Annotated in this window: 10 protein-coding genes; 6 read left to right on the forward strand and 4 right to left on the reverse strand. The window is 64.6% G+C overall.

The genetic code is table 11. The features are described from left to right. The first annotated feature begins 81 nt into the window (after nt 1-81). Complete coding sequence (locus tag PY310_RS10265) at nt 82-1,644, forward strand: LCP family protein (RefSeq protein ID WP_275214281.1); 1,563 nt, start codon at nt 82-84, stop codon at nt 1,642-1,644. Between the two features lie 110 nt (nt 1,645-1,754). Here the strand turns inward: PY310_RS10265 and PY310_RS10270 are convergent, their stop codons facing one another. Beyond that, a complete protein-coding gene (locus PY310_RS10270; RefSeq protein ID WP_275214282.1) occupies nt 1,755-3,707 on the reverse strand; it encodes a M13 family metallopeptidase in 1,953 nt (650 codons plus the stop codon). A gap of 256 nt (nt 3,708-3,963) precedes the next feature. Between PY310_RS10270 and leuA the strand changes: the two genes are divergently transcribed. The 3 genes from leuA to PY310_RS10285 all read left to right on the forward strand — a co-directional run bounded on the left by leuA (nt 3,964) and on the right by PY310_RS10285 (nt 7,370). Further along, nucleotides 3,964-5,706: a 2-isopropylmalate synthase gene (leuA, locus tag PY310_RS10275; protein ID WP_275214283.1), complete on the forward strand. Its 1,743-nt coding sequence runs from the start codon at nt 3,964-3,966 to the stop codon at nt 5,704-5,706. An 84-nt stretch (nt 5,707-5,790) separates the two neighbouring features. Then, nucleotides 5,791-6,543, forward strand: a complete 753-nt coding sequence (recO, locus tag PY310_RS10280; protein WP_275214284.1) for a DNA repair protein RecO — start codon at nt 5,791-5,793, stop codon at nt 6,541-6,543. Between the two features lie 2 nt (nt 6,544-6,545). Further along, a complete protein-coding gene (locus PY310_RS10285) occupies nt 6,546-7,370 on the forward strand; it encodes an isoprenyl transferase (RefSeq protein ID WP_275214285.1) in 825 nt (274 codons plus the stop codon). Here the strand turns inward: PY310_RS10285 and PY310_RS10290 are convergent. Both PY310_RS10290 and PY310_RS10295 read right to left on the reverse strand, forming a co-directional pair. Then, the gene (locus PY310_RS10290) at nt 7,331-8,419 is read right to left on the reverse strand and encodes an alpha/beta hydrolase (RefSeq protein WP_414004295.1); all 1,089 of its coding nucleotides are present in this window, start codon (nt 8,417-8,419) and stop codon (nt 7,331-7,333) included. The two genes, PY310_RS10285 and PY310_RS10290, sit on opposite strands and share 40 nt — an antisense overlap. Before the next feature lie 26 nt (nt 8,420-8,445). Continuing rightward, nucleotides 8,446-9,504, reverse strand: coding sequence for an alpha/beta hydrolase (locus PY310_RS10295; RefSeq protein ID WP_275214286.1), 1,059 nt, complete (start codon nt 9,502-9,504; stop codon nt 8,446-8,448). Between the two features lie 76 nt (nt 9,505-9,580). Here PY310_RS10295 and PY310_RS10300 point away from each other — a divergent pair, with 76 nt between their 5' ends. Next, on the forward strand, nt 9,581-10,657 hold the full coding sequence (locus PY310_RS10300) for a quinone-dependent dihydroorotate dehydrogenase (protein ID WP_275214287.1): 1,077 nt from the start codon (nt 9,581-9,583) through the stop codon (nt 10,655-10,657). Between the two features lie 90 nt (nt 10,658-10,747). Here PY310_RS10300 and PY310_RS10305 read toward each other — a convergent pair whose 3' ends face one another. Continuing rightward, nucleotides 10,748-11,350: a DUF3043 domain-containing protein gene (locus PY310_RS10305; protein WP_275214288.1), complete on the reverse strand. Its 603-nt coding sequence runs from the start codon at nt 11,348-11,350 to the stop codon at nt 10,748-10,750. 53 nt (nt 11,351-11,403) lie between these two features. Between PY310_RS10305 and PY310_RS10310 the strand changes: the two genes are divergently transcribed. Continuing rightward, nucleotides 11,404-12,861: a dipeptidase gene (locus PY310_RS10310; RefSeq protein ID WP_275214289.1), complete on the forward strand. Its 1,458-nt coding sequence runs from the start codon at nt 11,404-11,406 to the stop codon at nt 12,859-12,861. Nucleotides 12,862-12,958 lie beyond the last annotated feature (97 nt).

The following is a 12,958-nucleotide window of genomic DNA, read 5'->3' on the forward strand; positions in this document are numbered from 1 at the left end:
TGCCCCGGCCGGTCAACGGGAAGTTCCCAGAAATGGCAACTAAAATAGACCGGATTCAAATATTCGAGGAAGGTACACCACATGGGGCAAAGCCGCGACAATCGCGAGTCCGGAGCTGACGTGTCTGCCGGCGGTCCGGTATCCCGGCACGCGGACGCCAGCGCCGTCGGCGTAGCCCGGCACCTCGGGGGACAGCGGCGCATGCCCGCATGGTTGAAGGTGACCACTGCCGTCCTGACAATTGCCTTGCTCGGCGGCCTCGGCTTCGCCGGTTACTGGTACTTCCGCCTCCAGTCGAACATCACCACCGCACCGCTCAGTGCGGGGGACGACACCGCCGGCACGGGCAGCGATTCAACGGGCAGGTTGCAGATTCTGATCCTGGGCTCTGATACCCGGGACGGCAAGAACGCCGATTATGGCTCGGTGGAAGACTCCAAGGGTTACGGCAAGTCCGATGTCATGATGCTGATGGACATCTCCGCCGATAACAAACGCGTTAGCGTCATCAGTTTCCCGCGGGACCTGTTGGTGGACATTCCGCAGTGCACCGACCAGAAGACAAAACTGTCCTATCCCGCCCTCAGTGGCGTGATGATCAACGAGGCAATGTCACTCGCCGGCATCGGCTGTGCCGTGGACACAGTCAACAAACTGACCGGCCTGAAGGTGGACCATTTCATGATGGCTGACTTCAACGCTGTCAAGGAACTCTCCAACACCGTGGGCGGTGTGGACGTCTGCATCAGCGACGCCGTCTACGACCCGGACTCCCACCTCCGGCTCCCGGCCGGAACCTCGTCCGTGCAGGGGGAAATGGCACTCGCGTTCCTGCGCACCCGGCACGCCTTTGCCGACGGCGGGGACCTGGGGCGAATCAAGGCCCAACAGGGATTCCTGTCATCCCTCACCCGGAAAATCAAAGACGACGGCACCCTGTCCAACCCGGCGAAAATGCTGACCATCGCGGACACCGTCACCCAGAACCTCACCGTGGACGAAGGTCTCGCCTCCGTGCCGTCGCTACTCACCATAGGCAACCGGCTCAAGGACATCGACATCAGCAAGGTGGCTTTTGTGGCAGTCCCCACAACGCCGGCTGTTTCAGATCCCAACCGGCTCCAGATCGCTGAACCGGCAGGTTCCCAGCTGTTCAAGGCGCTCCGGGACGACGTGGACCTCACAAACCCCACGGCACCGCCGGCAACAACCACGCCCTCCGCGGCGCCAACAGAAACCGCGCCGCCCGTTCCGTCGTACAACAAGGCCATCCAGCCCGTCACCGTTGCCAACGGCAGCGGCGTGCCGGGCCGCGCCCAGGAAATAGTGCAGGCACTCGTGGCCGGCGGCTTCACACAGACAGGTCAGTTTGCCGCGACGCCGGTGACGCAAAGCGCGGTGTACTACGGGACCGGCTTTGAGGACGTTGCCGCTGATGTGGCCGCCCTGCTGGGCATTCCGGCCGCCCAGGTTCAGTCCGCTCCCGGTGTGGCCGGAGTGCAGGCCTATCTCGGCACCGACTTCACCACCGGCGTCACCTACGGGGCCGGCGGCGGCCCGGTGGCCCTGCCGGAAGACATCGTCAATCAGACCGCCGGTGACAAGAGTTGCCAACAGGCAAATCCCTACCTGATCGTCCGCTGACGCGGGTGCACTCAAAGAGGACCCGGGTGCAGTAAAAGAGGCGGGGCCACCGGCCCCGCCTCTTTTGTGCGCTGCGTTCTCTTCGGCGGCCTATCGGGCTGCGGTGGGAACTACCAGATGCTGACGCGCGCTTCCGGGGCCATCCACATGCCGTCCACTTCGGTCACGTCGAAAGCCTCATGGAAAGCATCGAGGTTTTTGGCGATGGCGTTGGTCCGGAACTCGTTGGGGGAGTGGGGATCCGTGGCGAGCCTGCGGATGGCTTCCTCGGGACGAATGACTTGGCGCCAGCCTGCTGCCCAGGACGCGAAGAAGCGCTGCTGCCCGGTCAGCCCGTCCAGGACCTCAGGCTCCTGGCCGTCGAGGCTCAGGAGGTAGGCCTTGTACCCGATGGTCAGGCCGCCAAGGTCGCCAATGTTTTCGCCCAGCGTCAGTTTGCCGTTGACGTTGTGCCCCGGGGCGGCATACGGGGACAGGGCGTCGAACTGGGCCACCAGTTTCGCCGTGCGCTCTTCAAACGCCTTGCGGTCATCCTCGGACCACCAATTCCGCAACGCCCCGCTGCCGTCGAACTGCGAGCCCTGGTCATCAAAACCGTGGCCGATCTCGTGACCGATCACTGCACCGATCCCACCGTAGTTCACAGCGTCGTCAGCGTCGGCCGTAAAGAACGGCGGCTGCAGGATGGCTGCGGGGAAGACGATTTCGTTGAGCATCGGGTGGTAGTAAGCGTTCACCGTTTGCGGGGTCATGAGCCATTTATCGTGGTCCACCGGCTTGCCGACCTCATCAAGGTGACGGTCGACGTCGGCATTATGGGCCCGCTCCACGTTGCCGAGGAGATCGGCGGGATCGATTTCCACTGCCGAGTAATCGATCCACTTATCCGGGTAGCCGATCTTGGCCCGGAACGCACCCAATTTCCGGAGTGCCTCGGCTTTGGTGTCCTCGCCCATCCAGTCCAGCCCGGTGATGCTCTGCCGGTAGGCCTCGATCAGATTGGCCACGAGGGTCTGCATCCGTGCCTTATGCGACTCGGGGAAATGCTTGGACACATAGATCTGGCCCACGGCTTCCCCAAGGGCGGCCTCCACGACGGCCACAGCACGCTTCCAGCGGTCCTTGTTACGGGGCGTACCACTGATGGTTGTCCCGTAGAAGGCAAAGTTGGCGTCCACGAACTCCGCGGAAAGGTACTGTGCGGCGGCGTTGATGACGCGCAGTGCCAGCCATTCCTGCCACACAGGCAGCGGCTCGGACTCCAGCAGTGCCGCCGCCCCACTGAAGAAGTCAGGAGTGCTCACTACAATCTCGGCCCGTTTGTCGGCGTCGATCCGGGCGGCCTCGAACCACGTGCCCAGGAGCGGGAACAGTGCGGCTGCCTCCTCGGAGGACTTCAGGTTGTAGGTCTTCTGCGGGTCCCGAAGCGTGACGTTGTCCCAGTGGTGGGAAGCGAGGCTGGTTTCGAGGGAAACCACGCGACCCGCGGCCTGTTCGGCGTCTTCCACCCCGGCCAGGGCAAACATGTTCCGGACATACGCCTGGTAGGCCGCAACCATGGGCGCGAACTTCTCTTCACGGTAGTACGACTCATCGGGCAAGCCCAGGCCGCCCTGCCCGGTGTAGAGCAGCACGCGGTCCGGATTCCCGGCATCCGGCGCAGGGTAGATGTAGAAGAGCCCCGATACGTCGGAGCGGAAGAGTCTTCCGGCCAGCGCCATGAGGTCCGCCACGGACGTGGTGGCAAAGACGTCGCCGAGCCGGGCGCGGATGGGATCCATGCCCTTGGCCTCCACCGTGGCCTCGTCCATGAAGCTGTTGTACAGGTCGCCGACTTTCCGCTCTATGCCGCTGGCGGCCGCCCCTTTGGCGGCTGCTTCCCCGATGATGTCCCGGACTGCGATTTCCGCGCCGTCACGCAGTGCCGTGAACGTTCCCTCCAGGGGCCGGTCATCAGGAATTTCGGTGGCTTTGAGCCACGTCCCGTTGACGTGCTGGTACAGGTCATCCTGCGGCCGGACGGTGTGGTCAATGTTGGACAGATCGATCCCCGAGATGGGCACAGAGGCTCCTTTGTGTGGCGTGCCCCAGCTGGCGCTTGCACCGGCTGCGGCGTCTGCATGGTGGACGTTGCTGGAGGTGGTGCTCCTTCATCTTACGCACGCGTGTTACTCTCAAATGGTGCGCGCAGACCTGCTTCTTCTTAGCTGCCGCGGCGAGGCCTCAGACGCGATCTAGCGCAAGGCCCACCCTCGTCGCGGAGATTGTGTTGCCCGGCCACCCTTTCAGATTTGAACCACAGAAAAGGCCCCGATAGTAATGCAAAACGCACAGAAGCCCTCCGGAATGCCCGCCCACCGGTACCTGCCATTCCAGGACCAGATCACCGTCGAACTGCCTGACCGCACCTGGCCGGACAAAGTCATTACCAAGGCCCCGCGCTGGTGCGCGGTGGACCTGCGTGACGGCAACCAGGCCCTGATTGATCCTATGAGTCCGGCCCGCAAGATGAAGATGTTCGACCTGCTGGTCCGGATGGGCTACAAGGAGATCGAGGTGGGGTTCCCGTCCGCCTCGCAGACCGACTTCGACTTTGTCCGGCAGCTCATCGAGGGAAACCACATTCCCGATGACGTGACCATCCAGGTCCTGACCCAGGCACGCGAGCAGCTGATCGAGCGCACCTACGAGTCACTGGTGGGAGCCAAGCAGGCCATTGTGCACCTCTACAACTCCACCTCAGTCCTGCAGCGCCGCGTGGTGTTCAACCAGGACGAGGACGGAATCCTGGACATTGCCCTGCAGGGCGCCCGGCTGTGCAAGAAGTACGAGGAAACCCTCGTTGACACGCACATCACCTATGAGTACTCGCCGGAATCCTTCACGGGAACGGAACTTGAGTATGCCGCCCGGGTCTGCAACGCCATAGCGGATGTGTTCGAAGCCTCCGCAGACAGCCAGGTCATCATTAACCTGCCTGCCACGGTGGAAATGGCCACCCCGAACGTTTACGCGGATTCCATCGAGTGGATGCACCGGCACCTGCACCCCCGCGAGGGCATCATTCTTTCCCTGCACCCGCACAATGACCGGGGCACCGGTGTGGCCGCGGCCGAGCTGGGTTACCTCGCCGGTGCGGACCGGATCGAGGGCTGCCTGTTCGGCAACGGCGAGCGGACCGGCAACGTGGACCTGGTCACGCTGGGACTGAACATGTTTGTGCAGGGCATCGATCCGATGATCGATTTCTCCAACATCGATGAAATCCGCCGCACCGTCGAATACTGCAACCAGCTGCCGGTGGCCGAACGCACCCCTTATGGCGGCGACCTCGTCTTCACGGCGTTTTCCGGCTCGCACCAGGACGCCATCAAGAAGGGTTTCGAGGCCCTGGAGCGGGACGCGGCCGCCGCAGGCAAGGACGTTGCCGACTTCACCTGGGCCGTCCCGTACCTCCCCGTTGATCCCAAGGACCTGGGCCGGAGCTACGAAGCCGTCATCCGCGTGAATTCACAATCCGGCAAGGGCGGCGTGGCGTACCTGCTCAAGAACGAACACAGCCTGGACCTGCCGCGCCGTGCCCAGATCGAGTTCTCCGGCGTCATCCAGAAGCGGACGGACACCGTGGGCGGTGAAGTCACCGGTGCCCAGCTCTGGCAGATCTTCCAGGACGAGTACCTGCCGTCCGGCCAGCCGGACGGCCAGTGGGGACGTTATTCGCTGGGCTCCTTCAGCACGGAAACCAATGACGACGGCGGCCTGACCACCCTGCACGCCAACCTCACCGTGGACGGTGCCCAGGTCCGCCGCACCGGGACCGGAAACGGCCCCATCGCAGCGCTGCTGAGCATCCTGCACGACGACGGCGTGGACGTGCGGGTTCTGGACTACAGCGAACACGCACTCTCGGAAGGCGGAAACGCCAGCGCTGCCGCCTACGTTGAATGCGCAGTGGGGGAGCGGGTCCTGTGGGGTGTCGGCATGGACGCCAACACCAGCACCTCCTCGTTGAAGGCCGTCATTTCCGCAGTCAACCGGGCCATCCGGGATTCGCGCGCCTGATCCGGAAGTAGCGTTGCGCGCCGAACTTGGGCGCGCAACGCACCGGCATTGCCGGCTTTCCGGAACACAGTGCGAAGATTAACCGTGGTCCAACAATCCTTTGCTGCGCGGTCCTACCGCGATGATGCCGTGGTGCTGCGTACCCACAAGCTGGGCGAGGCTGACCGCATCATCACCCTCCTGACGAAGCACCACGGCCAGGTCCGGGCGGTTGCCAAGGGCGTGCGGCGGACCAGCAGCAAGTTTGGGGCCAGGCTGGAGCCGTTTATGGTTGCGGACCTGCAGCTGGTCTCGGGAAAAACGCTGGACATTGTCACGCAGGCTGTTGCCAAAGGCTCTTACGGTGGCGAGATTGCCGCGGATTACGGACGCTATACGGTTGCTGCGGCCATGACCGAGACAGCCGAGAAACTGACTGACGTCGACGGTGAAGCCGGCACGGCCCAATACAACCTGTTGGTGGGGGCACTGGCCTCGCTCAGCCGCGGAGACCATGCGCCGGGGCTGATTCTGGATTCGTACCTGTTGCGGGCCCTCGCAACCGGCGGGTGGGCGCCGAGCTTTACGGTCTGCGCCCGCTGCGGCGCGCCTGGACCGCACAACGCTTTTTCGGCTCCGCTCGGCGGCATGGTCTGCGCTGACTGCCGGCCGCCCGGTTCGCCCGCGCCTGCAGCCGAAACCGTCTCGCTGCTCGGTGCCCTTCTCACCGGTGACTGGACCACCGCGGACGGTTCGGCCGTACCGCACCGGCGCGAAGCTGCCGGGCTGGTTGCTGCCTACCTGCAATGGCACCTTGAGCGTGTCCTAAAATCCCTCAAACATGTGGAGCGTGGCTGACAGTGGCCCTGGGAAAAAAGAAGAACCCTGCACGGACACGGACTTCCCCTGTGGTTGCTCCGTATCCGCACCCGTCCGGCGCGGTTGCGCCGGCGATCCCGGCCGAGTTCATCCCGCGCCATGTGGCCATTGTGATGGACGGCAACGGCCGCTGGGCCAACCAGCGCGGTTTGCCCCGGATTGAGGGTCACAAAGCGGGAGAACCGGCCCTGCTTGACGTGATGGCCGGAGCGATAGAGCTGGGCATTGAATATGTGAGTGTTTACGCTTTCTCGACCGAAAACTGGCGGCGCTCCCCGGAGGAGGTCCGCTTCCTGATGGGATTTAACAAGGATGTGCTGCGCCGCCAGCGGAACCAGCTCGATGAGTGGGGTGTCCGTGTCCGGTGGTCCGGACGCCGCCCCAGGCTCTGGGGATCGGTTATCCGCGAGCTCGAAGAGGCGGAGGAGTTCACCGCGGCAAACAGCACATGCACCTTAACCATGTGTGTTAACTACGGCGGCCGGGCCGAGATCACCGATGCGGTGTCCGCCATCGCCGAAGAGGTGGCGGCAGGCCGGCTGAAGCCGGGATCGATCACGGAGAAGACCATCCAGAGGTTCCTGGACGAACCAGATCTGCCGGACGTTGACCTGTTCCTGCGCAGCTCGGGGGAGCAGCGCCTCTCCAACTTCCTGCTGTGGCAGTCGGCGTACGCCGAGTTCGTCTTTATGGACACCTTGTGGCCCGATGTTGACCGCCGGACACTCTGGGATGCGGTGGAAATCTATGCCCAGCGGGACCGGCGTTACGGCGGCGCTGTGGACGCAGCCTCCCCGCAGGGATAAGACCCCACCCAGCAGGCAACATCCCGGTAGGCCGCCTGACGGATCCGCTGCTGGGAGAGGAAAACGTCGTGGATGGCACCGGGATACCGGAACACGGAGACTTTACGGCCCAGCCGCAGTGCCCGTGACGCGGTCTCTTCGACGTCGATCACGGCGTCAGCATGCATCAGTTCCTCGGACCATTCAGGCTGAATCCTGGTCCGGTCTGAAAGCATCACCAGAACGGGCACCGCGATGTCCAGGCTTCTGGCCACGGCGGCGTGCCCGGCCAGCACAGCCTTCACCCAGCCGGCCCGGATGGGAAACGACGCGGCTGGCCGCCACACCGGATTGAGCTCCCACTCACCGTGCGCTGCGCTGCTGACGCTTTGCCAGTAGCCGGGCATCTCGGGCAAGAGGAAGGGACGCCTCGGGTCCGCACGGGCCACGGGCTCCACCAGGCGCATGGCGAGGTTCCGCACGAGGCTGCTGCCCTGTAGCTCCAGCCATGGGGCATTGAGGATGAGCGAGGCCAGCTGGCCGGGATGACGGTCCGCCCATAGCGCGGCGATGAGGCCCCCGAGGGAATGGGCCAGCATGTGCACGGACAGCGGCCCGTCCGGTCCGGTCCCGGGCGACAGGTCGGCACGGATCGCCGCTATTGCGGCGCTGATGTCCTCATCGTAAATATCGAGGTTTGTCGCGTAGCCGGCCGTCTGCCATTCCCGCAGGCTCCGCCCGAACTTCCTCAGGTCCAGGGCATAAAAGTGGAAGCCCGCTGACGTGAGATGCTCCGCCAGTTCGGTTTGGAGGAAGTAGTCGGCCCAGCCGTGCAGGTAAAGCACCACCTGGACCTTGGCCTGACCGTCCGCCGCAGGGGGCACATCCGGTGCCACGCCCGCTGCCGGCGCTGCGGACCGGATGAGGGTGGCAACCACGGCACCTTCGGCGTCGGGCCTTAAAGGCAACGGGCGGGACTCAAAGGAGGGGCCCAGGAAATCTTCGGCCCAAGGGCAGGCTTCCCCCTCCGGAAGCGGCTCCGTCGCCGTACCGGAGCCGGTGGCGGGCAACCGTTCCCTGTCAGGCCCGGGCGCGCTCACGCGTCGGCTCCGGGGCCCGCAGTTCCCGGGGCCACAGTGCCGGGGCCTGCAGACCCGGGTTCAGGGGTGGCGTAACCCCGTAACCATCTCGAAAGCCGCGCGTACGCGTCGGCACGCACAGGAGCGGGGGAGAGGAAGACGTCATGCAACGCGCCGTCAATGCGCTCCACCGTGACGGTGCGGCCCAGCGTGAGCGCCCGGAGAGCGATGATATCCACGTCCAGCACCGCATCGGTCCGCCTCATCTCTTCAGTCCAGAACGGGCCGTTGGCGCTGCCCTGCGAGAGCAGCACCAGGATGGGGATATCGATGCCGAGCCCCCGCGCCACCCGGGCGTGGCCGGTCAAGACGGCGCTAAGCCAGCCCGCGCGGAGCGGGAAAGCCATGGGCGGCCGAAACCTGTCGTCGAGGGTCCACTCACCATCGGCGGAACTGCTGATGGTCCGCCAGTAGAACCCCCGTTCGGGGAGCCGCAGGACGGCCTCGGGCCGGAAACGTGCCACTGGCCTGACCATCGTGGAGGCTGCCAGGCGCACCAGTGAGCTGCCATGCATCTCCAGCCACGGGCTGTTCAGGATCAGATGCGACACCACGGCGGGGTGGCGGCTGACCCACAAGGCTGCCACAAGGCCGCCGGTGGAATGACCCATGAGCGTCAGATCCTGGTCCCAGGCATCCGAGTCGGCCCGGATCATGGTCACAGCCTCGCCGATTTCGGCGTCATAGTCGGCCAGGTCTGCCACGTAGCCCCCAGTCGTCCCGGGGCGCAAGCTGCGGCCGTGGTTGTGCATGTCCAACGCGTAGAAGTCATAGCCGCTACGGTGCCAAAAGCGGGCCAGGTCAGCGTTGAAGAAGTAATCGCTCCAGCCGTGCAGGAACAGCACCGCCCGCCGCAGTCGCTGCGGGCTGCCGGCGCGCGCAGCGGGTGCGCCGGGCTCGACCTTGCCGGGACGAAACCGAACCAGTGTCGCGGTCCGCCGGACGGCGTCGGTTCCCGCGGCTTCGAAGGTGCACGCCTCGAAGCCGGCACCGAGGATGTCAGGCTGCCAGTCCATGGCTTCATGGTATCCGGGCAGCAGGCTGTGACGGGCCCGGTTTGGTCTGGACCGCCCAAGACGGAAAACTAGAGCCATGCGCGTATATCCGACTTTCTTTAAGCTGGCCTTTTCATGGATGGACGCCGAACGCGCCCATAAGATCGGATTCAACGGGGTAAAACTGGCCCACACCACCGGTGCGGGCCGGCTGCTCCAGCGGTTTACGGCACCTGCTTCGTCGCTGCAGACCACTGCCTTCGGCGTTACCTTCCCGTCCCCGTTCGGCCTTGCCGCCGGCTTCGACAAGGAAGGACTGGGCATCGAAGCCCTTACTGAACTCGGCTTCGGTCATGTCGAAGTCGGCACCATCACAGGTCAGGCACAGCCCGGAAACGAGAAGCCACGCCTCTTCCGCCTGATTGAAGACCGCGCCGTGATCAACAGAATGGGATTCAACAATGACGGCGCTGCCGCCGTCGAACCCCGCCTCAAGGCGGCACGGGCGGCCCTCCAGCGCAAGCACCCCAACATTCGCCCGGTGATCGGGGTGAACATTGGCAAAAGCAAGGTTGTGGAGCTTGACGACGCCGTGGCCGACTATCTGATCAGCGCACGCAGCCTCGCACCGGCGGCTGACTATCTGGTGGTCAATGTCAGCTCCCCCAATACCCCCGGGCTTCGCCTCCTGCAGGATGTCCAGACGCTTCGTCCGTTGCTCGCGGCGGTGGGGCAGGAGGCGGACAAAGCTGCCGGCCGCCACGTCCCGCTGCTGGTAAAGATCGCCCCGGACCTGAGTGACGAGGACATCGACGACGTCGCCAAGCTGGCGCTGGACCTGAAGCTGGACGGAATCATCGCCACCAACACCACCATCGGGCGCACCGGACTCAAGTCACCCGCGGCCAAGGTGGCAGCATGCGGTGCCGGAGGCCTTTCCGGTGCCCCGTTAAAGCGGCGGTCCCTTGAGGTCCTGCGCCGGCTCAGGGACGCCACCGGGGGAGCGGTCACCCTCGTGGCCGTAGGCGGGGTTGAAACGGCGCAGGATGTCCAGGAGCGCCTGGACTCCGGGGCAACCCTGGTCCAGGGCTACACTGCCTTCCTCTATGAAGGTCCGTTCTGGGCAGCACGGATCAACCGCGAACTGGCCAAGATGCGCCGGGCTGAGCGTTAAACCTGAGCGCTAAGAGGGCAAAAAGATCCCCGGCGGTCCGTCCGCCGGGGATCTTTCATTACGAGGGGCTGATAGTGCAGGGCTGGCCGGTCAGGAGGGGTACTGACCACGCTTGACGAGCGGCTTCGGCAGCCTCAGTTTGCGGAACTGCATCGAACGCATCGAGCCGTACCAGACGGTGCCGCGCTCCACCTCACCGAACTTCGCCGCCAGCTTTTTGCGCAACTGGCGGGAAAGAATGAAAACGTCGACAAAAACGGCAAGGAACATGACCCAGAAGCCGCCCAGAACATAGACCATCTGCTCGCTGGAGGCGGGAACAATCAGGGAAATAATCACAAACACCAAGGCCCCGAACATCAGGTATTCGCCGAGGCTGAAGCGGGCGTCAACGTAATCGCGGGCGAAACGCTTCTGCGGCCCCTTGTCACGCAACGGCAGGAACTTCTCATCGCCGGTGTCCAGTGCCTGGCGCATTTTGGCCCGCTGGTCCTGTACAGCCTGCCGCTCAGCAGCCTTCGACGCCTTCCGATCCTCCGGCACCAGCGGCCTCTTGCGGGCCGCTTCCTGAGCCTTGCGCTTGGGGGTGGGCGCACCCTTGCCCAACGCGGCATCCTGCCGGGCTGCCGCTTCAGCGGTCTGCTGGTCTATTGATTCCTGCGCCGTAGGCGCTTCCTTTTTACGTCCGAACACTTGAACAGAATACCTTGCGGCCTCCTGCATTCCGCCCCGGTATTGTGATCGCCATGACACCCAATTCAGCACATACGCCTCCGGACGCCAGAACCCCCGACGCCGTCGGCACTCCCGGTCAGTCCTTCCTGTCCATCGAAGGGGCCGGACTTCGCGAGGCCGTAGCCCGTTCCTTCGACGCAACCCTGAGCCGGTTGAAGGATCTTGTGGCCATACCCGGCATCGCGTGGCCAAGTTTTGATCCGGCACCGCTGGATGCCAGCGCAACTGCCGTGGCCGGCCTGCTGCGCGCGGCGGGACTCGACGATGTCCAGATCCTGCGCAGCCACAAGGCAGACGGCCTTCCGGGCGGCCCGGCCGTCGTCGCACGGCGGCCGGCCGCGGCAGGAAAGGCGACCATTCTGCTCTACGCCCACCACGACGTGCAGCCCCCCGGCGATCCCGCGCTGTGGGAATCGGAGCCCTTTGCCGCCGTCGAACGCAACGGAAGGCTCTATGGGCGGGGCGCTGCTGATGATAAGGCCGGAATCATGGCCCACCTTGCGGCCTACACTGCAGCCGCGGAGGTTCTGGGGGAGGAGTTCGGCCTCGGTGTCACATTCTTTATCGAAGGCGAAGAGGAGGCGGGCTCGCCGACTTTCCGCACCTTCCTTGAAGCGCACCGTGAACTGCTGCGGGCCGACGTGATTGTTGTTGCAGACTCGAGCAACTGGAAGGTTGGCGTTCCCGCCCTGACCACCAGCCTGCGCGGCCTCGTGGACGGAACCATTGAAGTCCAGGTGCTTGACCACGCCGTGCATTCAGGAATGTTCGGCGGCCCGGTGCTTGACGCGCCAACCCTGCTTTCCCGCCTGATTGCCACCCTCCACGACGCGGACGGCAACGTGGCCATCGAGGGTCTGGTTTCTTATGACAATGCCGCTGTGGACCTCACGGAGGCGGAATACCGTTCGGATTCGTCCGTGCTCGACGGCGTACGGCTGGCCGGCACCGGAAGCATCGCCGCCCGCCTCTGGACCAAGCCGGCCCTCTCCATCATCGGATTTGACGCGCCTGCAGTTGAGGTCGCATCCAATACCCTCCTGCCGCGGGCTCGCGCCAAGTTCAGCCTCCGTTTGGCGCCGGGCCAAAACCCCCAAGAGGCCATGGACGCCGTTCAGCGGCACGTGGAAGCCAATGCACCCTTTGGCGCGAGGGTCGTCTTCACTCCCGGCGAGAGCGGCAACTCGTTCCTCGCCGACACGGCATCAGCCGCGGCGAAGTCAGCCATGTGGGCGCTCGGGGAGGCCTGGGGTGTCCCTGCCGTGGAAATGGGCATCGGCGGTTCGATTCCGTTCATTGCCGATCTGGTGGACGTCTACCCCGACGTGCAGATCCTGGTGACCGGCGTGGAGGACCCGGATTCACGTGCGCACAGCGCCAACGAGTCGCTTCACATTGGCGACTTCAAGAACGCCGTGGTTGCCGAGGCGTTGCTGCTGGCGCGCCTGAACGCCGACGGGATCGCGTGAGCTTCTCTTGGGCGGCCCGGCCGGGAACAACAACCATCCGCCAACGGTTACGTTTGGAGTTAGAGCTACGCGTCTGACCGACGTAGCATGTAGCTAT

Origin of the sequence: Pseudarthrobacter naphthalenicus, from assembly GCF_029076445.1 — a bacterium.
Classification (GTDB): Bacteria; Actinomycetota; Actinomycetes; order Actinomycetales; family Micrococcaceae; genus Arthrobacter; species Arthrobacter naphthalenicus.